Source organism: Sphaerospermopsis reniformis, from assembly GCF_005402885.1.
In the GTDB taxonomy this organism is placed as follows: Bacteria; Cyanobacteriota; Cyanobacteriia; order Cyanobacteriales; family Nostocaceae; genus Sphaerospermopsis; species Sphaerospermopsis kisseleviana.
Genome location: NZ_BJCE01000021.1, coordinates 1 through 18439, shown reverse-complemented (window position 1 = coordinate 18439; position 18439 = coordinate 1). Strand labels below are relative to the sequence as shown.

The following is an 18439-nucleotide window of genomic DNA, read 5'->3' as shown; positions in this document are numbered from 1 at the left end:
ACTATATTAAAAATAATTATTGCCTGTTCAAGAATAAGGATATTTATGAATTATGGCTCTTATTAGTCTCATAGCTGCTATTTCCGAAGATCGTATTTTAGCTGATTCCAAAAAAGAACACATTCGTGGGGGTATTCCTTGGGATATTCCTAGTGATATACGTTATTTTAAAGAAATTACTTGGCGACATCCTGTAATTATGGGTCGTAAAACCTATGCTACTTTTAATCATCCATTGCCAAATCGTACTAATATTATTGTGACTAGAAATATTGATTATCAAGCTCCTGGATGTTTGGTTTTCCATTCTCTGTATCAGGCAATTCAATGGAGTAAAATGAGTGAAACAGAAGAGATATTTATTGCTGGTGGAGAACAAATTTATACTCAGGCTATGGAATTTGCTAATAAGCTATATTTGACAATTGTGGAAGGGAGTTTTGCGGGTGATATATACTTTCCTGAATTTGCTGATTTTGGCAAAGTAACCAAAGAAGAACAATTACAGGAAAATGGTTTTAGGTTTAAATTTGTGGAAATTGAAAGATGTTAATTTTAGGTAATTTTTGGGGCGATCGCTTTCATTTTCAGCTATCGCCATGATGATTACTGTAAGTGCAAAAACTTATCTAACGCTGCTATCAAACTAGGAGGCCAACGGCGAATATTTGTTAACCAATTAATATCTTTATACCGTGTATCTAGTCCATAAGCTGCTACCCAATTACTTTCAGCTTCTCCTTTGTTACCACCTACCCAATAAGCAGCGGTTAAAGCAGCACGCATATCTGCAAATTTAGGATATTTACGGACTATATTCCGCATTTCTCGGATAGCTGTATTTATTTCACCTGTTTCATACAAAGCTAGGGCATAATTAGCACGAGCAAAAGCAAAATTGGGAGCTATTTCTGTGGCTTTTTGATAGTCGGCGATCGCCTCTTCCCATTTCCCTAAACCTGCTGTGGCATTACCACGATTATTATAGGCCATTGCATCGTTTGGATCTAATTCCAAAACATGATTATAATCAGCGATCGCCTCTTCCCATCTTCCCAAACCTTCCAATGCTGCACCGCGATTTAAATAAGGATCAGTTACATTAGGTGCTAATTCAATGGCTTTGTTATAATCTTCTAGTGCAGCCTGTAATTTATTCTGACTTACCCGCGAATTACCGCGATTACTCCATATTGCAGGATTAGTAGGGAATTTTTCCAGAATTTCTGTCCAATATTTTTCCGCTGTTGTAAAATCACCTTGATTTGTAGCTGCAAAGGCTTTATTTGCTAACTCATCCCCTAATTGTAGCTCTTCTGCGGTAATGGTTTGGGTTTGTGCGATCGCTGGTGTACAAAAACCAAAGGTCAGTAATAAACTCAGGAAAATACAGATTAATTTAATCATTTGAATCCTTAATTATTTACGAGTTGCAATACCTAATTTCACACCTTCTACCTGTCGCACTTTATCCATCACAGCTACCACTTGTCCGTGATTCACAGCTTCATCTGCATTAAGTATTACCATCAAAGGTTGTGATGGTTCTGCTTTTGCTCTCACCTGATCTGCTAACTGCTCTAAACTAACAGCTTCTTTATTCAAAAAAATCTGACCGGTATTATTTATTGTGAGCGTCACCTGTGCAGGATTATCTCTTTTTGCTGTTGCTGCTTGGGGTAAATTTACTGGTAAACCTTCGGATCGGGTAAGATACAAAGTTGACATGATAAAAAATGTCAAAATCGCAAATATCACATCAATCATCGGCACAATATTAATCTGTGCAGGGATATCTGGATCATCTTGTAGGCGCATAGGTTTTTTCTCCTCTTTCGTAGCGACGACGATATAACAGTTCTAACTCTCCACCATATTCTTGAATCAAAGCTATTTGCCGTTGATAAAGTCCCCGGAATGTGTTGGAAAACAAAAGTGTAAAAATTGCCACAATTAAACCTGTAGCAGTAGAAACCAAAGCTTCACTAATACCACCTGTGACATTTGCAGTTTGTGATCCTCCCACATTCCCAATATTCAAAGATGCAAAGGAAGTAATTAAACCCAGTACAGTTCCCAGTAATCCTAACAGAGGTGCAAGGGCAATAATAGTATCAAAAACCGTGTTAAATCTTTTGAGCAAAGGTATTTCTGCCTGAGCTTCACTTTCCAAAGCCAAACGAAACTCTTCTGGGTTTGCCTCTTCTAGTTCCAAAGCTGTCAAAAAGATCCGGGAAATCGGCAAATCTACATTCTTCCTCAATGTATCAATGGTACTAACCACATTGTTTTGACGATACAGACTCAATACTTCTCTGACTACTCGGTGCTGACGGTTGCTAATTTTGACCCAAAACCTGACTCTTTCAATAATTAGCCCTACAGCTACAACTGAAGAAAGTAGTAGTGGCCACATCACCACACCACCTGCTATAAACAGATTTTTGATGTCCATGTCCGATTTTCAAGCCTTGGGGTGAAATTTACTGACTAGTTCAGCCAGTATACCTGATCGATGTTCTCCCAGGGGAGTGCCGCAACTTAGACTTTACAACTAAGTTCGCTATCAATCTCCGCCCTATAGAGGTAAGGGGGATTTCGCGGATCTTTTTTCCACAAAATCAGAATATGGTCAATCATTAACCGATTTCAAAGCAAAGATAACTGCTCATTATTAGGTGGTTTAAAGCCCATGTGCTTATAAGCTACTTTTGTCGCCACTCTACCGCGAGGAGTCCGGCTTAAATAGCCAATTTGCATTAAATAGGGTTCATAAACTTCTTCTATGGTTTGGGTGTCTTCTCCTGTCGCTGCGGCTAAAGTCTCTATCCCCACTGGACCACCATTAAAGTTTTCAATGATCACACTTAACATTTTTCTATCTGTCCAATCTAAACCACAAGGATCTACTTGGAATAGTTGCAATGCTTCTGCGGCAATAGGTTGGTCAATTTCTGTAAATGATTTTACTTCCGCGTAATCACGGACTCGCTTTAGTAATCTATTGGCAATTCTTGGTGTTCCCCGTGAACGTTTAGCGATTTCTGTAGCGCCTTCAGCGTTAACAGGAGTTTGTAATAATTCTGCACTGCGGAGGACAATTTGAGTCAGTTCGTCAACTTCATAAAATCGCAGTTTTTGGATTAAACCAAAGCGATCGCGCAAGGGTGAAGTTAACGCACCGACGCGGGTTGTCGCTCCCACCAAAGTAAATTTAGATAACGGTATACTTCTGATTCTGGCACTCGAACCTTTACCAACGGTAATATCTAAGCGATAATCTTCCATTGCTGGATACAAAATTTCTTCCGTCATCCGGGAAAGCCGATGGATTTCATCAATAAACAGCACATCACCCGGTTTGAGATTTACCAATATACCGACTATATCCCTTGGTCGTTCTAAAGCAGGGGCGCTAGTAATTTTATAATTTACCCCCATTTCCGCAGCTAAAATCATCGCCATTGTGGTTTTACCCAAACCGGGCGGACCATACAGCAACAGGTGATCCATCACTTCACCCCTAGATTTAGCTGCTTTAATGGCAATATCTAATACATCCTTTAAATCTTTCTGCCCAATGTAATCTGCAAAACGTTGGGGGCGAATACTCTCTTCCTGCTTACCTTCTTCCTCAACAGTCGCTTCCGGTTGCAGTATATTTTCCTGGGGAGGCGCTTTTTGGGTAGAAGCTTTAGGCGACTCGCGGCGCTGTTGTGGCTGTCCGTTGGGTTCTGGAGGCTGTTTTTTTGAGGAGATTATGGACATAATTCAGCTATCTTAACTTAGGGACTGGGGATTGGGGATTGGTGATTGGGGATTGGTGACTGGGGACTGGGGACTAGTGACTGGTGACTGGGCATTGGGTTATTAACTTCCCCCTGCTCCCTGCTCCCCTGCCTCCTGCCTCCTGCCTCCTGTCACCTAATTCCCCAATTACCTTTACAATTTAAATTCCGAACAATTACCAAAGATAGAAAAATCACTATGTTATCTAAAAGAATTTTACCTTGTTTAGATGTCAAGGCGGGACGAGTTGTTAAAGGAGTTAACTTTGTAGACCTCAAGGACGCGGGTGATCCAGTAGAACTAGCCAAAGTTTATAACGAAGCCGGTGCTGATGAGTTAGTGTTTCTGGATATTACAGCTACTCATGAAGACCGGGATACGATTATTGATGTGGTTTACCGGACTGCTGAACAGGTCTTTATTCCGCTGACTGTGGGGGGTGGAATTCAAACCTTAGAAAATGTTAAAGGTTTGTTACGAGCCGGGGCTGATAAGGTTAGTATTAATTCTGCGGCCGTCCGCAACCCAAATTTGATCAATGAAGCGAGCGATCGCTTTGGTAATCAGTGCATAGTTGTGGCTATTGATGCCCGCAAAAGAGTAGACCCCAATAACCCTGGTTGGGATGTTTACGTGCGTGGTGGTAGGGAAAATACTGGAATAGATGCCTTACGGTGGGCGCAGGAAGTGGAAAAAAGGGGGGCTGGTGAATTGTTGGTGACAAGTATGGATGCAGATGGCACTCAAGCCGGATATGACTTGGAGTTGACGCGAGCGATCGCCGAATCTGTGCAAATTCCCGTTATTGCCTCTGGTGGTGCAGGAAATTGTCAGCATATCCATGACGCTTTAACAGCAGGTCAAGCTGAAGCCGCTTTATTAGCATCTCTTTTACATTATGGACAATTAAGCGTAGCCCAAATTAAAAATTATTTGCAGGAACGATCTGTTCCAGTCCGCTTGCCTTGTTGATCCCAGCCCCAGCAACCAATTCCATCTCTCTTCGGCTAGACACAGTTACCGAAAACAATGTTAATATTAGTTTACTAGTATTAAGAAATATTAAGAAATATGTTGATTCCTATTTTACTTTTTGATGTGGCGCTGGTTGCTTGGTCACTGCACCTGATGGAGAAAGCCTACGAAAACAAAGAATTTTCCCTCATGTTGGCGGGTACATTGGTTGCTCTGGCAGCGGCCGCAATGTTAGTAGTCTACTTTTTAATGGGACACTGTATGAGCTATTTATTAAAAGTTTCCTAAAGGCAGAAAGCAAGTGACAGGTGACAGGTGACAGGTGACAGGTGACACTGAAGAAAGCAGGGGTGCAAGGGTAAAATATTAACTTTTGCCTCTTGCCCTGTGCCTTTTGCTTTCTGTTCCCTGTTCCCTGTTCCCTGCTCTATAGGTAAAATAACTAAAAACGCAATTCTAGAAACATGACCAATCAATCTACTATCCCAGTCATTGTCAACGGTGCTGCTGGCAAAATGGGACGCGAAGTAATCAAAGCAGTAGCCCAAGCACCTGATATGACATTAATGGGCGCTCTCGATACCTCACCAGAACATCAGGGAAAAGACGCAGGAGAATTGGCAGGTTTAAGCGAACCCTTAGAAGTGCCAATAACCAATCAATTAGAGCCAATGTTAGGCTATGTAGCAGGAGAAAGACAGCTACAACCAGGGGTAATGGTAGACTTTACCCATCCTGATGCAGTGTATGATAACGTCCGCAGTGCGATCGCCTATGGTATTCGTCCCGTAGTGGGTACAACCGGTTTAAGTCCCGAACAACTCAAAAACTTAGCCGACTTTGCCGAAAAAGCCAGTACAGGTTGTTTAATTATTCCTAACTTTTCCATCGGTATGGTACTGCTACAACAAGCCGCAGTCACCGCATCCCAATACTTTGATCATGTGGAAATTATCGAACTGCATCACAACCAGAAAGCAGACGCACCAAGCGGTACAGCCATTCAGACAGCGCAGTTATTAGCGGAAATGGGTAAAACTTTTAACCCTCCCCAAGTCACAGAAACGGAAAAAATACCAGGAGCGAGAGGATCTTTAGTTGATGAAGGGATTAGAATTCATAGTGTACGCCTACCTGGACTCATTGCCCATCAAGAAGTAATTTTCGGTGCAGCAGGGCAAATTTACACCCTACGCCATGATACAAGCGATCGCTCCTGTTATATGCCTGGAGTTTTACTAGCAATTCGCAAAATTAACCAGTTAAAATCATTAGTATATGGATTAGAAAAGATTCTGTAAAACAGGAGTCAGGAGTCAGGAGTCAGGAGTCAGGAGTCAGGAGCGAAATTACTGTTTAGTCTCATTTCTAGAAATATATTGATATCCTGATCACCCTGTATAGTCCTATATTTGTGAAAATCCAAAATCTAAAATCTAAAATCTAAAAGGGGATGTTTTAGAACTGGAATCAAACAATTATCAATTATCAATTGTCAATTATCAATTAATTAATATGCTTGTTCCACTGACTCGCCAAAAATTTGAACAAATTATTCCTCTTATTGCCAGTGGTTCACAGTATAAATACTACTGGGGAAAATTCAACAACTTTTTACAAAGATTATTAATTTCTGTAGTCACAGTAGTTGTAATTTTCCTGCTAAGGATCTTTTTGAAACTAGATTTTGGTTTGATTTTTGTCTTTGGGGTATTTGGGGCATTTTTTTGGTTATGGTATCCCGTATTTCAAGCTAGTATTCGCAATGCAAAATGTCGGCGTTACAAGTATAGCGGTTTTTTTCGGGGGCGGGTAGTAGATTGGTGGATTACAGAAAAATTAATTGGCAAACAAGAAACAGTCAATAACAAAGGCGAGTTAGTAATTATTGAAAATCGCGAAAAAAGAATTAATTTAGAAGTGGGCGACGATACAGGATTTAGTATCGAATTTGATGCCCCATTACGTCCTGCACACAAAGCGATCGCTCGTGGTCAAATCGCAGAAATGGTAGTCATGTCAAATCGCCCAGATTTAAGCATAATCGAGGAATTTAGTAATATCTACATTCCCAGTCGTAATTTATGGGTGAGTGACTATCCCTACGTGCGAGAAGATTTTTTTAATGAAGTTAGTGTTCGCTTACGAGAAAACCAACAAGAAAAACCCCGTCGCCGTCGTCCAGAACCACAAAGATATGGAGATGATGATTATTAGGAGTCAGGAGTCAGGAGTTATTAATCAATGGACAATTAACAATTGACAATTAACAATTACTTCTGGCTCATTCGTGAGAGGATTGGGAAATAGGAAATTTTTTCTTTTTTTCTCCTTGAAAGGAGAGGTCATAAACCTTGAATGAAACAGTTGTCAATTATCAATTATCAATTATCAATTAATAACTGATTTAACTTACCCCACTTCTATCTTGACCATAAGCTTGCCAAGCTAAATCAACCAAACCATCAACAATAGCAGATGCTACCACCGCATTACCCTTACGACTGTCAATAGTAATATAAGGTACTAAAGAATCCTGTAAACGTTCTTTATCAGCAGTTACATTAATAAAACCTGCTGGAGTAGCAATAATCAAAGCCGGTCGAATTTCTTCCGCTTCAATTAAATCTACCAATGTAGTGAGGGCAGTTTGAGCTTGACCAACTACAAAAATTCCCTCTGGATAACGCTTGGCTAGAGTTTCAATCCCCCAAGCCGAGCGAGTTCTTTCTTTTTGGGGACGGGTTAAAGCCTCCATACTGCAATACACCGGGTTGGCAAAGGTATTTTGAATATCGTAGGCAATACCCACCTGTACCATTGGCACATCTACCACAATGGTAGTACGTGCTGCCAGTGCGGCTGCTCCTGCTTGTAAAGCGTGTTCCGAAAAACGAATCAAAGACTGGTACTCAAAATCAGAGGTGGCGTATATTACTCGCCGGACTATTTCATATTCCGCTGGTGAAAAGACATGATCGCCAATTTCACTATCAATAATTGCCAAGCTTTGAGCATCAGTTACGTGCCATTCCATTGCCGTTAAGCTTCTCACAGATCAGCTTTCAGCTTATCACTATCAGGAGTCAGGAGTCAGGAGTCAGGAGTCAGGAGTCAGGAGAGAGAATTGATTTTTTCAACTCTTGCCTTTTGCCTCTTGACTTTTGCCTTTTTATGACTCAGCACTGGAAGAAGGACGACTGAAAACAGGAGAGAGATAGGCGACTAACAGACCTATTAAAAAAGCGGAAATATTACGAACTAGAGGAATCCAATCGCTGGTACGGGTAATAACTGGGGCAATACCGAAGGCAATAAACAAAATTCCCCACAAAGGTGAAAAAATTAACGCCCACTGCCAAGCAAAGACTTGTTTATCATCGCGGGGTTGAGCCGCAAAGCCACAAATCACACCACCAATAGCTGATGTAATCAGGGTGAGTATCCATTGTTCTCTTGGTAGTCCAGGAACGACGTTACAACCACCTTTGAGTAAACAACCTTTTACTGAATCTAAAGCCTGTAGAATTGCTTGATCTTCGCCGTTTTCCCTGACAAAGTACAAGTTACCAAACCGGGTTTGTAGTTCAATCCAAAATGTGCGGGGTAAAAGTTCATAAACCGCATCACCCACACTAAAACTAAGAATATTACCACCGCGAGCATCTGCAACTAAAAGAATGCTTTTGTCATCCAAACCCCAATATTTGATCACTGCCCTGCCTGGGGTGCGGTCATACTGGGTTAATACTCGCAATTTCCAGCCTGTATCCGTTTCAAATTGTTCTAAGTCTTTGACAAGTTTTTCTTCCTGGGGGTCTGGGAGAGTCTTTGCTAAATCGACAACTGGGGTAAATGTGTCCGGTAGTAAGTCAGGATTTTCATAAGCTAAGGCTGATGGTGAATGAATCGCCCAAATTGACCCAGCAAAGCAAAATACTGCAATGGATACTAAGATTTTTCGCCAAAAACAACGCTGCATGGAATTTTTTATACAAAATATTAAGGGCAAAGGTAAACAAGTGCTTTTTAAAGATTACGAGAAAAGTGATACTTCTTTACACTTGTTTACTTTACTCTAATTTAAGGTCAGTTGTCAGGAGGCAGGAAGGAGGCAGGAAGGAGGTAGGGGAGCAGGAAGCAGGGGGAAGTTAATAACCCAATGCCCAATGCCCAATGCCCAGTCCCCAGTCCCCAGTCCCCAGTCCCCAGTCCCCAGTCCCCAGTCCCCAGTCACCAGTCACCAGTCCCCAGTCACCAGTCACCAGTCACCTATCAACTATTCTTCTATTTTCCGAACTTAGCAATTCTCGCTCTGGAAAAGTTAACTCTGGTTTGTCAGGAATGGATAAGCGTTCGGGGTTACGTCTGGCAGGTTTTTGGCGTGTGAAAGTTTTCCAGGCTGCTTTAACACCAACTACGAAGCTGCGTGTGCTGACTTGAATATTTTGAGCTTGTTTTTTGGCACTATTCAAACTTTGATCTACTTGTTTAACGACTTGACCGGCACTTTTGACACCTTCACTCACATCATCGGTTAAGTCTGTTATTTCTAAACTGGTATTACGAATGGCTTTGAGGGTGGGGGGTAACTCTCTTGAGAGGGTATCAAAAAATTTTTCGGCACTACGGGCGGCGCGTGCTAACTCCTGCACAGCGGGTATGGCCGCTACTAAAACAGCGGTGAGACTAGCAGCAACTAAGAGTATAGACAGTCCCAGCCAAAACAGAGGGTCAATCACGGTTATGCTATTTGTGAGCGTTATAGATTCTGGGTGAGAGAATCAGTGTTTTTAGGTTGAGCCGGGTTTGGCCTGTTTAGGGCTTGGCTTTCGCGTTGGGTGGCTTCTACTCCGGCTGCGATCGCTTCCCGTAGTCTCTCTAGGGTATCATCCCAGTTTTGCAATGCCGTGGCAGAAAGTCGATCAGCTTGAATCTGTACGCTGGTTGATATATCTTCTGCTAACTCTGGTAAGGCATCTGCTGATTTTTTCAAAAGTTTCCGCGTTTCTCTCCCCGGGCGGGGTGCAGCGAGTAATCCTGCTAAAGCACCAATGGTAGCTCCTAGCATCATACCGCCTATAAATATTCCCGAACGATTATTAGACATTTTTATGGTTAATCTTTTATATCCATTACACTCATTTTATGCTGGTTTGATGTTCTGGCAATAGGGAGTCATGGAGCAAGCGGTAGTTGAAGCTGTCGAAACTCACGGTGAAGTTTATAATTTATACTTTTTATACCTCTGCCAAATGTTTCTCCCTAGTAATACGAGGTTAAGAATTTGTTGCACCTGTTGAATTTGCAATTTCAGGTTTTGGTGTTTTTGCCATAATTCATAAATTTGCTGTTGTCCTGTATAAATATTTGCTGGTACTGTATATAATACGGTATGGAGAGCGTGTTCATAGCTGTTTAACCTGTCTGCTATGATTCCTAGCTTGTGTTTAAGTTGCCATAGCAATCGAGCTATGTAAAGCAGCATTATTGAGATCATGATATTAATCAGGACAACTATAATAACCATAATCACCATTTTTACCTTTGGCACGCTCAAATACTATTACTTTTACCTTTTTGCTCTCACTGTAGCCCTAACTTCAGTTGTTTGACATTCAGTTAAACTACACTTTAAAGGTGATACTAGAAAAGTAAGCATTCAGCTATCAGCACTCAGCAGTCAGCTAAAACTGCTCTTGAGGCTAATTTGCAAGGATTTTTAATTCCTAATTCCTCGTTAACAATACTCATAAATCCTAAATAATAGCTTATTACTGATTACTGACTGCTGAATACTTACCTAGAAAATATTTAATTTTCAATCAGATGGCGGATAAAAATTTAGAAGCTTTAGAAGCATTAATAGTGAAAATTGTGAAAAAGCTGATCAAAAAAGAACTCAGGAAGCTCAATCAGTATAGTCTACCAATTGTGACAACTGAGGTAAATCAGCAATTAGACAATTTTTTGGAAACTTTTGCAACTCCAGCAGCAACACGCTTTCCAGCAGAAATACTTGATGATGTAGATACCAGTAGTTTGATGAATATATCTACTAAAGAAGATGTGGAACTTGAACGCAAGTTAAGGGAACTGAAATTTAAACAAGAACTGAGGAAAGATTGGATATTATTTATTATCAAAGATGTCATAGTTTATGCTACTACTATTATATTTATTTTTATTTTTTCGGGTTTTTATTTATTCACTCTTATTCAGAAATCATGATTCGGCAAAATTCACAAGCTGATATTTATATTTTTGGTGAGTTTTGCTGATAGCTGACGGCTGAATGCTTATTCCTTTTCCTGCTATATCATTTCACTTACCATTTCGGAAATTTCATTGCTATATTAGAGTAAATTACTATTTTCATGAGGTTGGTAAAGCTGTGCGTGATGATTTAAGAGGTTTGGAAATTAGTCATCAAGAGTTGGAAAAATTGACTAATTTACCTGTTCATAATGAGTTGTTTATCATTACTAATTATCTCAATCATTGGCAAAAAATGTTAATCGCAAAAATCAAAGGTTCTGAAGGAGCTACGGTAATTTTTATCGGTTGTTCAACTTTGGTTTTTTCATATCTTGTATTTGATGTTATGATCAAAATATTTGCCAGTTGGATTACCATTCCCTCTTGGATATTACTAATTTTATTTAGTGTCTGGAGTGGGGGTTTAAGCCAAACTATCTTATATTTTCTTTGGAGGAGTAAAAGCAAATTACTCAAAAAAAATATGACTAATTCTTTGCAAAATTTACTTAATGATGTGGAAAGATATAATGCAGTGATTAAAGCTATATATATTAATGATCAAATAGAAGAAGCAGGTAATCCAGAGGTGGGTATCACGCACAGAGAACGAGTTATTCAAGCTTTAAATTTCACTAAATTAGATTTAGTACGTGCTTTGAAGACCGAAAGAATTTTGCGAGAAAATAAGAATTTCATCCTGAGTAATGCTGATTTATTTGCTAGTAATTTAGCTGCTTTAACTGCTATCCAAGTGACTGAACAAGCAACAGAACATGGACGATTATTAAATGAAGCATTGCAGATTGCTTTAGATGTGCAATACGAAATGCGAAGGTTACAGGAGCAGGGTTAAAAAACTTCCAAATCAAAAAATAAGTAGTTGGGCAAAATAAATTTTATAGTTAGGAGAGGGAACAGATAAGGAATATAGACATTTTTGTTTTCTATCAATATGTTAAATTAATTTTGCCTGGGTACTCATTTCTAAGCTGATAAACCTTTAATTTACACAACCAGGGCGGGCAGGATGCCCACCCCACAAGAGTTTTAATTTTAGATAATATGGAAGTTAAATGTCCAACAGCTTATTTCCAGCAGATTACTCCCTCGCAAAAATTTTGTTAATCTTCTCTGGCAGGAACAGAGTAATATTAAAGAATATGAAGCACGCGGCAGCGTGGATTTAGCGTAGGTATTGCACATTGATATGGACTGGAAAGAAATTAGAGGCAACTGGGTAATTATTCCCCGTCATCCCATCGGGATCATCCATTTTTTGGGGGGTGCATTTGTCGCTACCGCACCCCACCTGACTTACCGCTGGTTACTAGAACAGTTGGCAGCTAAAGGTTATGTGGTGGTTGCTACACCTTTTGTCAACACCTTAGATCATCAGGCGATCGCCGAATCTGTACTGCTGAACTTTGAACGCACCATAGAACGATTACACTATTCCGGCGAATTACGCAAGCTGTACCTACCAATTTATGGTATTGGACACAGTATGGGTTGCAAACTGCATTTACTGATTGGTAGTCTTTTCCCAGTAGAAAGGGCAGGTAATATTCTCATATCATTTAACAATTACACAGCTAAAGATGCCATTCCTCTCGTAGAACAATTAAATTCTACTTTGGCGATTGAGTTTACTCCCACACCCTTAGAAACTAACCAACTTGTAGAAGAAAGTTATCACATCCGCCGTAATTTTTTAATCAAATTTAGCAATGATAATCTTGATCAATCAGCAATTTTAACAAAAATATTACAAAAACGTTTTCCAGAAATGGTGACAGTACAAACCTTACCAGGAAATCATACCACACCATTAGGTCAAGATATTAATTGGCAAGCTGGAAATTCTTTTACTCCTCTTGATGCTTTAGGACAATGGTTTAAACAAGAAGTATATCGTGATATACACCAGTTAAAAAAAGTCATGCTGTTATGGCTTAATCCTCTTGCATCTTCATAATAGCCCAGGAGTCAGGAATACACACCGATTAATACTTACTTCGATTTCAATTCTGTACTGCTATTAACTGAAATATGCTGTATGTGATGATATCAAAATCTTAGTAAGTAAATGGATCATTAAAAATGATTTTTTAAAACCAAAGTTAGTATTTTGAGACATCATACTACTAACCATTTGTTCATCACTTTCATCTTGTATTTTAATTTGTATTCCTGGGTATAATATTAATTGTATACACGATTTATTATGTTTCAGATTTTAGTAATTGATGATGACTATTCAATCCAGATACTTCTTAAAAGGATGTTAGAAAAACAGGGTTATCAAGTAATCACTGCTAATAATGGTCAAGAAGGAATTTTACAAGCTTTGGCTTGTCCTCCAGCCCTAATCATTTGTGATTGGATCATGCCAGGTTTATCTGGATTAGAAGTCTGCGATCGCATCAAGAAAGACCCTAAATTATCCTCCACATTTTTTATTTTATTAACATCCTTAGATTCAGTTGCAGATCGCGTCAAAGGACTAGATGCTGGTGCTGATGATTTTATTTCCAAACCTATTGAACAAAATGAACTGCAAGCCAGAGTCAGAGCCGGATTACGTCTACATCAGTTAAATCGGGATTTACAAACCCAAAAGCTATTGTTAGAAACAGAACTAGCAGAAGCAGCAGAATATGTAAAATCCCTTTTGCCCTTACCCATGTCTACACCTCTGACTATTAGTTCTCGATTCATTCCCTCACGACAACTAGGAGGAGATTGCTTTGATTATTATTGGTTAGATGCTGATCATTTGGCAATTTATTTATTAGATACTGCTGGACATGGACTCAGAGCAACTCTTCCCTCTGTATCTGTACTCAATTTGCTTCGTTCCCGTGCGCTCAAAGAACTTAATTATTATCAGCCTAGTCAGGTGTTAAAAGCTTTAAATGATACTTTCCAAATCAATTATCAAAATGATAAATATTTTACTATTTGGTATGGTGTATACAACCGCATCAATCGCCAGCTAATTTATGCAAGTGCTGGACATCCACCCGCAGTATTAGTATCTGGAAAATCTCCCAGTACCACAGAAATAAAACTCCTAAAAACGCCAGGAATGCCAGTTGGGATGTTTCCTGAAGCAAAATATGTGGATGAAACTTACCAAATTGAAAAATGCAGTAGTCTTTACATTTTTAGCGATGGCGCTTATGAAATTACTAAATCAGATGGTAATCTTTGGAGTCTGGATGGATTTGTTCAGTTGCTAGTTAGCTTACAACATTCGGTTGATTACCAACTTGATTATATACTGAAATATTTAATCAATTTAAACTCCAAAGAATCCTTTGATGATGATTTATCTATTCTGCAAATTAAATTTGATTAACTTGTAGCTAGTAAGACTTGATTAAAAGCATCTTGGCTAGGAAAAATTTCCAAAACTTTATTTATACTGGTTAATTCAAATATCATCCTCACTTGATCATTCACCGAGCAGAGAACCATTTTAATGTCAGCATCTCGTAGGGTTTTAAAAGCTAATATTAGAGATCCTAAACCAGAACTATCCAGAAATGTAATATTTTGACAATCAACTAAAACAATCTTTACACCCTTTACACCACTTTCTAGAATTTGGGCAATATCTTGCTGAAATTCTGATGCAGTTTCAGCATTTAAATTTTTTTTAAGTGTAAGAACTTTCACCTGCTGACTCATAATTAGGTTACTCTGATTGATATCAATGGTGTTCTCTTGTAGCTAGTATATACCAATATAGTAAATTTTCCTCAAATAATCATCAGAACAATAGAAATATTTACTTACTTTAAATAGCTTATACAATATAAAATTTTTAATAAAAAAATATAATTTTCTAATAAAAAATTCATAAAAAATTGTCAAATTTGAACTGATAGACATCGGCTTTTAGCTAGAAATTTATTCCCTACAAATCAATAGTTGATATTACATATTTTGTTTTATGCTAATTTAACAAATGGTTCGAGGGAACTCCTAACTATAAGATTTATTTTACACAACTGATTCAGACAATCGATCATTGCAGCGGATTTACCTTAGCTCGATAAAGCAGCTTATCACCTTGACGGTATCCAATATAACACACTTTGACTTTTTCGCCTAGTTGGGCTGTTCCCTGCAATAATTCATGCCATTGGGGATCATAAGGTATTTCGGCTCCCACAGAGGCGATCGCTTCCACACCCCAAGCCTGCAATAATTTTTCCAGAGGCTTTTGCACCACAGGTAGTATTTTAACCGCTTCTAGGTGGGGATTATCCTTTGCTTTCTGTGCTGCTGTAGGCCAAAACAACAATAAAGATTCCAAAATTTGTAAACTCGACTGCTGAAACTCTTGCTGTAACACCTCTCGCTGTTGTTCCAGCATCAGCACGATTCGTTCATACTCTCTTTTCAAATCAGCAATTTCTTGTAATAATTGTTCATCCGTACCTAAGTTGTGAGTTGTGACTGCAAAACCTACAACTTGGGAATCAGAACTTGCAGTTGAAAACGCCGCTACTATTTCACCCAGTGATATCTGTAGGATTTTTGATAGCTTCAGCAAAACCTCTACCCGCACTTGCTCCAACCTTCCCCTTCTTAAACACAAGATTTGCCACTCGGAAACACCAGCAGCGTCACTCAAAGATTTAAAACTAGAGATACCTACACGCTGCATAAAATTTCGCAACTTTGGGGTGAAATCTTGATCCGGCATAAGGCAGAGGATATAGGTTTTTGTTGTCTATTATACCCCATTTCCTGCATCTTGAGTGTACCAGTAAATTTTCTTGCATTTAATGTGTTTTTTGATGCACCTGCATTCTTTAGATTTATCAAAAAATTGGGTCTCACATCATTCCTGCCAGGATGACTTGACGAAAGAATATACAGTGGACTGTAAGTGTAGTTGGTGTCATTCCCATAGACAAAGCCTATCATTACAGATTTTTAGGTATATTAAAGACTTATGAAAAAAATTTGCGGTAACGCACCCCCGGACAGGGGGAAAGTAACGCTTGGGGAGAGAACCACCTCGCTTGTTAGACACTGCAAGGGATCTAGTCTAAGTGGACTCGCCGAACCAAGAATCCCCGCACGTAAACGCGCAGGAAGTGTCAATTTATTAACCTCAAACAACTAGAGATTTTAACTAATAAGTTTTAATTATTACTGAATTAATTTCAAGTGTAAAAAAAACATACAAATAAATCAATTAAGTAAATAGTGATTACTGATGGATATTTAAATTACTAATACTAACCAAAATTTGTATAGTTATATTAGAATATAGTATCTAAATTATAGAAATAGTCCAAAATAATTAGTGACAATTCACGAACTGTCATAAAAAAAATCATTAACTCATGTATAATCTATTTTGAAGAGACTTGTTTTAACAAGACTTGCTATTTTAAGATGGTTTAATAAAGACAATAACTAAATTAATTAGTGATTAAAAACTTTTTATTTAAGCAGTTACAAACTCCGTCAAAATAGCAAATGAATAATTCAAAAGTAATTCTTGGTAACAATCAATTACCCCATACTAATGTATTAATTCACTATTGGGTAGCAATGCCCCAACCAGAAAATCATCTGTTTGAGGTAACATTACACCTTGTAAACTACCCATTACCAATTCTTGACTTGAAAATGCCAGTATGGACACCAGGTTCATACTTAGTGCGAGAATACGCTAAGAATTTACAAGATTTTGCTGCCTTTGCCGACTCAGAACCCTTATCCTGGCGAAAAATCAGTAAAAATCACTGGCAGATAGAAAAAGGTGATGCTGCTGAAGTCATCCTGCGTTATCGCGTTTTTGCCAATGAATTATCAGTACGCACAAATCATTTAGATGCTAGTCATGGTTATTTTAACGGTGCGGCGCTGTTTTTAAGAATCCCCGGTTGGGAAGAAAAACCAATTCATATTACCATCGTCCCACCACACCCAGAATGGCAAGTAACCACAGGTTTACCAGCAGTTACAGAAGAAGCCAATACCTTCCTAGCAGCAGATTTTGATACTCTTGTTGATACTCCATTTGAAATTGGTAATCATGATTTGTTTCACTTTCATGTATTAGGAAAACCTCATGAGTTAGCAATTTGGGGAAAAGGAAACTACAAACCGCAAAAACTGCTAGAAGATTTCCATAAAATCATTGAATTGGAAGCACAAATGTTTGGTGGTTTGCCCTATCAAAGATATTTGTTTATACTGCATTTATTTGATCAGGCTTATGGCGGATTAGAACATAAAAACTCATGTTCATTAATTTATCACCGGTTTGGATTTCATATTCAAGATAAATATGAACGTTTTACCCAATTAGTAGCCCACGAGTTTTTTCATCTGTGGAATGTTAAAAGAATCCGTCCCAAAGGGTTAGAAGTTTTTGATTACGATCAAGAAAATTATACTGATTCTCTCTGGTTTTGTGAAGGTACTACAAGTTACTATGATTTAATAATTCCTTTCCGGGCAGGAATTTATGATATTAAATCATACTTTCATCATGTCAATGAAGAAATTACCAAATATCTGAAAACGCCAGGAAGGAAAGTACAAGCACTTACTGAATCTAGTTTTGATGCTTGGATTAAGCTATATCGTCAAGATGCTAATAGTGGTAATTCGCAAATTTCCTATTATTTAAAAGGGGAAATGGTATCACTATTGCTGGATTTGTTAATTCGCTCTCTTCATCATAATCAATTGTCTTTTGATGATGTCATGCGGAAAATGTGGCAGCAATTTGGTAAAGAGGAAATAGGTTATACTCCAGAACAATTAAAGGAGGTAATTGAAACTGTCGCCGGCACTGATTTAACGGATTTCTTTGATCGCTATATTCATGGATTGGATGAGTTACCATTCAATCAATATTTAGAACCTTTTGGTTTAAAATTGGTAGAAGAATTAGAGACAGAACCATATTTAGGTGTGAGAATCAAAACTGAACATGGACAGGAAATAATCAAATTTGTCGAGATGGGTTCTCCTGCATACACAGCAGGAATTAATGCAGGTGATGAATTATTGGCAATTGATGGTATTAAGGTAGGAAAAAATCAGTTAAGTGAACGGTTAAAAGATTACCAACCCAACGATACTATCAACATCACTGTTTTCCACCAAGACGAACTGCGTAACTATTCCATCACCTTAGCACCACAACATCCTCATAAATATCAATTACGTCCAGTAGAAGATCCTGATACTACTCAGCAAGAGAACTTTTTAGGTTGGTTAGGTGTGCCTTTATCAGCTATTAAGTAAGGTTTGCTGAATAAACCTAAAACCTTGATATATCAAAGGTTAGAGGCTGATAAACACAGAAATTAGTGCAAGGGTTTTGAAGGGTATACCGGAAAAAGTGTGCATTTTTTGGGATTTCAAGAGATGG

At 38.6% G+C, this 18439-nt stretch carries 22 protein-coding genes; 11 read left to right on the top strand and 11 right to left on the bottom strand.

Annotation, left to right across the window (positions count from 1 at the left end; genetic code table 11):
• The first annotated feature begins 52 nt into the window (after positions 1–52).
• Complete coding sequence (locus FFR48_RS05125) at positions 53–553, top strand: dihydrofolate reductase (RefSeq protein WP_137666582.1); 501 nt, start codon at positions 53–55, stop codon at positions 551–553.
• A 53-nt stretch (positions 554–606) separates the two neighbouring features.
• Here FFR48_RS05125 and FFR48_RS05120 read toward each other — a convergent pair whose 3' ends face one another.
• The 4 genes from FFR48_RS05120 to ruvB form a co-directional block, all read right to left on the bottom strand.
• A complete protein-coding gene (locus FFR48_RS05120) occupies positions 607–1407 on the bottom strand; it encodes a tetratricopeptide repeat protein (RefSeq protein ID WP_137666581.1) in 801 nt (266 codons plus the stop codon).
• A gap of 12 nt (positions 1408–1419) precedes the next feature.
• The gene (locus FFR48_RS05115; RefSeq protein WP_096567797.1) at positions 1420–1818 is read right to left on the bottom strand and encodes an ExbD/TolR family protein; all 399 of its coding nucleotides are present in this window, start codon (positions 1816–1818) and stop codon (positions 1420–1422) included.
• The gene (locus FFR48_RS05110) at positions 1802–2455 is read right to left on the bottom strand and encodes a MotA/TolQ/ExbB proton channel family protein (protein WP_096567795.1); all 654 of its coding nucleotides are present in this window, start codon (positions 2453–2455) and stop codon (positions 1802–1804) included. The genes FFR48_RS05115 and FFR48_RS05110 overlap by 17 nt, the downstream gene beginning before the upstream one ends.
• Positions 2456–2649: 194 nt before the next feature.
• Positions 2650–3768: a Holliday junction branch migration DNA helicase RuvB gene (ruvB, locus tag FFR48_RS05105; RefSeq protein WP_096567793.1), complete on the bottom strand. Its 1119-nt coding sequence runs from the start codon at positions 3766–3768 to the stop codon at positions 2650–2652.
• Positions 3769–3987: 219 nt separating this feature from the next.
• Between ruvB and hisF the strand changes: the two genes are divergently transcribed.
• The 4 genes from hisF to FFR48_RS05085 all read left to right on the top strand — a co-directional run bounded on the left by hisF (position 3988) and on the right by FFR48_RS05085 (position 6981).
• Positions 3988–4761, top strand: coding sequence for an imidazole glycerol phosphate synthase subunit HisF (gene hisF / locus FFR48_RS05100; protein ID WP_096567791.1), 774 nt, complete (start codon positions 3988–3990; stop codon positions 4759–4761).
• A 99-nt stretch (positions 4762–4860) separates the two neighbouring features.
• On the top strand, positions 4861–5052 hold the full coding sequence (locus tag FFR48_RS05095; RefSeq protein WP_096567789.1) for a hypothetical protein: 192 nt from the start codon (positions 4861–4863) through the stop codon (positions 5050–5052).
• 176 nt (positions 5053–5228) lie between these two features.
• Positions 5229–6065: a 4-hydroxy-tetrahydrodipicolinate reductase gene (dapB, locus tag FFR48_RS05090; protein WP_096567788.1), complete on the top strand. Its 837-nt coding sequence runs from the start codon at positions 5229–5231 to the stop codon at positions 6063–6065.
• A 214-nt stretch (positions 6066–6279) separates the two neighbouring features.
• Positions 6280–6981: a DUF8619 family protein gene (locus FFR48_RS05085; RefSeq protein WP_137666580.1), complete on the top strand. Its 702-nt coding sequence runs from the start codon at positions 6280–6282 to the stop codon at positions 6979–6981.
• 190 nt (positions 6982–7171) lie between these two features.
• On the opposite strand, the gene FFR48_RS05080 is transcribed toward FFR48_RS05085, so the two are convergent.
• Both FFR48_RS05080 and FFR48_RS05075 read right to left on the bottom strand, forming a co-directional pair.
• Complete coding sequence (locus tag FFR48_RS05080) at positions 7172–7801, bottom strand: precorrin-8X methylmutase (protein WP_137666598.1); 630 nt, start codon at positions 7799–7801, stop codon at positions 7172–7174.
• 135 nt (positions 7802–7936) lie between these two features.
• On the bottom strand, positions 7937–8746 hold the full coding sequence (locus FFR48_RS05075; protein WP_096567781.1) for a TPM domain-containing protein: 810 nt from the start codon (positions 8744–8746) through the stop codon (positions 7937–7939).
• Between the two features lie 187 nt (positions 8747–8933).
• Between FFR48_RS05075 and FFR48_RS30005 the strand changes: the two genes are divergently transcribed.
• Entirely contained in the window at positions 8934–9068 is a 135-nt protein-coding gene (locus FFR48_RS30005; protein ID WP_268932410.1) for a hypothetical protein, read from the top strand.
• Here the strand turns inward: FFR48_RS30005 and FFR48_RS05070 are convergent.
• The 3 genes from FFR48_RS05070 to FFR48_RS05060 form a co-directional block, all read right to left on the bottom strand.
• Complete coding sequence (locus FFR48_RS05070) at positions 9033–9506, bottom strand: DUF948 domain-containing protein (protein WP_137666579.1); 474 nt, start codon at positions 9504–9506, stop codon at positions 9033–9035. The genes FFR48_RS30005 and FFR48_RS05070 overlap by 36 nt on opposite strands.
• 20 nt (positions 9507–9526) lie before the next feature.
• Positions 9527–9874 carry a YtxH domain-containing protein gene (locus FFR48_RS05065; protein WP_137666578.1) on the bottom strand — a complete coding sequence of 116 codons (348 nt, stop codon included), beginning with the start codon at positions 9872–9874 and terminating at the stop codon, positions 9527–9529.
• A gap of 114 nt (positions 9875–9988) precedes the next feature.
• On the bottom strand, positions 9989–10264 hold the full coding sequence (locus FFR48_RS05060) for a hypothetical protein (RefSeq protein ID WP_307722506.1): 276 nt from the start codon (positions 10262–10264) through the stop codon (positions 9989–9991).
• A gap of 329 nt (positions 10265–10593) precedes the next feature.
• On the opposite strand from FFR48_RS05060, the gene FFR48_RS28900 reads away from it, so the two are divergent.
• The 4 genes from FFR48_RS28900 to FFR48_RS05040 all read left to right on the top strand — a co-directional run bounded on the left by FFR48_RS28900 (position 10594) and on the right by FFR48_RS05040 (position 14386).
• Positions 10594–10995 carry a hypothetical protein gene (locus tag FFR48_RS28900; RefSeq protein ID WP_190651132.1) on the top strand — a complete coding sequence of 134 codons (402 nt, stop codon included), beginning with the start codon at positions 10594–10596 and terminating at the stop codon, positions 10993–10995.
• Between the two features lie 163 nt (positions 10996–11158).
• On the top strand, positions 11159–11878 hold the full coding sequence (locus tag FFR48_RS05050; RefSeq protein ID WP_137666596.1) for a hypothetical protein: 720 nt from the start codon (positions 11159–11161) through the stop codon (positions 11876–11878).
• A 354-nt stretch (positions 11879–12232) separates the two neighbouring features.
• Positions 12233–13000: a DUF1350 family protein gene (locus tag FFR48_RS05045; protein ID WP_137666577.1), complete on the top strand. Its 768-nt coding sequence runs from the start codon at positions 12233–12235 to the stop codon at positions 12998–13000.
• Positions 13001–13249: 249 nt separating this feature from the next.
• Positions 13250–14386 carry a PP2C family protein-serine/threonine phosphatase gene (locus FFR48_RS05040; RefSeq protein ID WP_137666576.1) on the top strand — a complete coding sequence of 379 codons (1137 nt, stop codon included), beginning with the start codon at positions 13250–13252 and terminating at the stop codon, positions 14384–14386.
• On the opposite strand, the gene FFR48_RS05035 is transcribed toward FFR48_RS05040, so the two are convergent.
• On the bottom strand, positions 14383–14718 hold the full coding sequence (locus FFR48_RS05035) for an STAS domain-containing protein (protein WP_096567770.1): 336 nt from the start codon (positions 14716–14718) through the stop codon (positions 14383–14385). The genes FFR48_RS05040 and FFR48_RS05035 overlap by 4 nt on opposite strands.
• A gap of 340 nt (positions 14719–15058) precedes the next feature.
• Positions 15059–15742, bottom strand: coding sequence for a nucleotide exchange factor GrpE (gene grpE, locus FFR48_RS05030; RefSeq protein ID WP_137666575.1), 684 nt, complete (start codon positions 15740–15742; stop codon positions 15059–15061).
• 785 nt (positions 15743–16527) lie between these two features.
• Here grpE and FFR48_RS05025 point away from each other — a divergent pair.
• The gene (locus FFR48_RS05025) at positions 16528–18312 is read left to right on the top strand and encodes a M61 family metallopeptidase (RefSeq protein ID WP_137666574.1); all 1785 of its coding nucleotides are present in this window, start codon (positions 16528–16530) and stop codon (positions 18310–18312) included.
• Positions 18313–18439 lie beyond the last annotated feature (127 nt).

Coding starts and splice junctions, on each gene's coding strand:
- FFR48_RS05045 (WP_137666577.1), top strand. CDS start 12,233: ATGGACTGGAAAGAAATTAGAGGCAACTGGGTAATTATTCCCCGTCAT.
- grpE (WP_137666575.1), bottom strand. CDS start 15,742: ATGCCGGATCAAGATTTCACCCCAAAGTTGCGAAATTTTATGCAGCGT.
- FFR48_RS05035 (WP_096567770.1), bottom strand. CDS start 14,718: ATGAGTCAGCAGGTGAAAGTTCTTACACTTAAAAAAAATTTAAATGCT.
- FFR48_RS05095 (WP_096567789.1), top strand. CDS start 4,861: ATGTTGATTCCTATTTTACTTTTTGATGTGGCGCTGGTTGCTTGGTCA.
- FFR48_RS30005 (WP_268932410.1), top strand. CDS start 8,934: ATGCCCAATGCCCAGTCCCCAGTCCCCAGTCCCCAGTCCCCAGTCCCC.
- hisF (WP_096567791.1), top strand. CDS start 3,988: ATGTTATCTAAAAGAATTTTACCTTGTTTAGATGTCAAGGCGGGACGA.
- FFR48_RS05065 (WP_137666578.1), bottom strand. CDS start 9,874: ATGTCTAATAATCGTTCGGGAATATTTATAGGCGGTATGATGCTAGGA.
- ruvB (WP_096567793.1), bottom strand. CDS start 3,768: ATGTCCATAATCTCCTCAAAAAAACAGCCTCCAGAACCCAACGGACAG.
- FFR48_RS28900 (WP_190651132.1), top strand. CDS start 10,594: ATGGCGGATAAAAATTTAGAAGCTTTAGAAGCATTAATAGTGAAAATT.
- FFR48_RS05125 (WP_137666582.1), top strand. CDS start 53: ATGGCTCTTATTAGTCTCATAGCTGCTATTTCCGAAGATCGTATTTTA.
- FFR48_RS05120 (WP_137666581.1), bottom strand. CDS start 1,407: ATGATTAAATTAATCTGTATTTTCCTGAGTTTATTACTGACCTTTGGT.
- FFR48_RS05040 (WP_137666576.1), top strand. CDS start 13,250: ATGTTTCAGATTTTAGTAATTGATGATGACTATTCAATCCAGATACTT.
- FFR48_RS05110 (WP_096567795.1), bottom strand. CDS start 2,455: ATGGACATCAAAAATCTGTTTATAGCAGGTGGTGTGGTGATGTGGCCA.
- dapB (WP_096567788.1), top strand. CDS start 5,229: ATGACCAATCAATCTACTATCCCAGTCATTGTCAACGGTGCTGCTGGC.
- FFR48_RS05025 (WP_137666574.1), top strand. CDS start 16,528: ATGAATAATTCAAAAGTAATTCTTGGTAACAATCAATTACCCCATACT.
- FFR48_RS05080 (WP_137666598.1), bottom strand. CDS start 7,801: ATGGAATGGCACGTAACTGATGCTCAAAGCTTGGCAATTATTGATAGT.
- FFR48_RS05085 (WP_137666580.1), top strand. CDS start 6,280: ATGCTTGTTCCACTGACTCGCCAAAAATTTGAACAAATTATTCCTCTT.
- FFR48_RS05060 (WP_307722506.1), bottom strand. CDS start 10,264: ATGATCTCAATAATGCTGCTTTACATAGCTCGATTGCTATGGCAACTT.
- FFR48_RS05075 (WP_096567781.1), bottom strand. CDS start 8,746: ATGCAGCGTTGTTTTTGGCGAAAAATCTTAGTATCCATTGCAGTATTT.
- FFR48_RS05115 (WP_096567797.1), bottom strand. CDS start 1,818: ATGCGCCTACAAGATGATCCAGATATCCCTGCACAGATTAATATTGTG.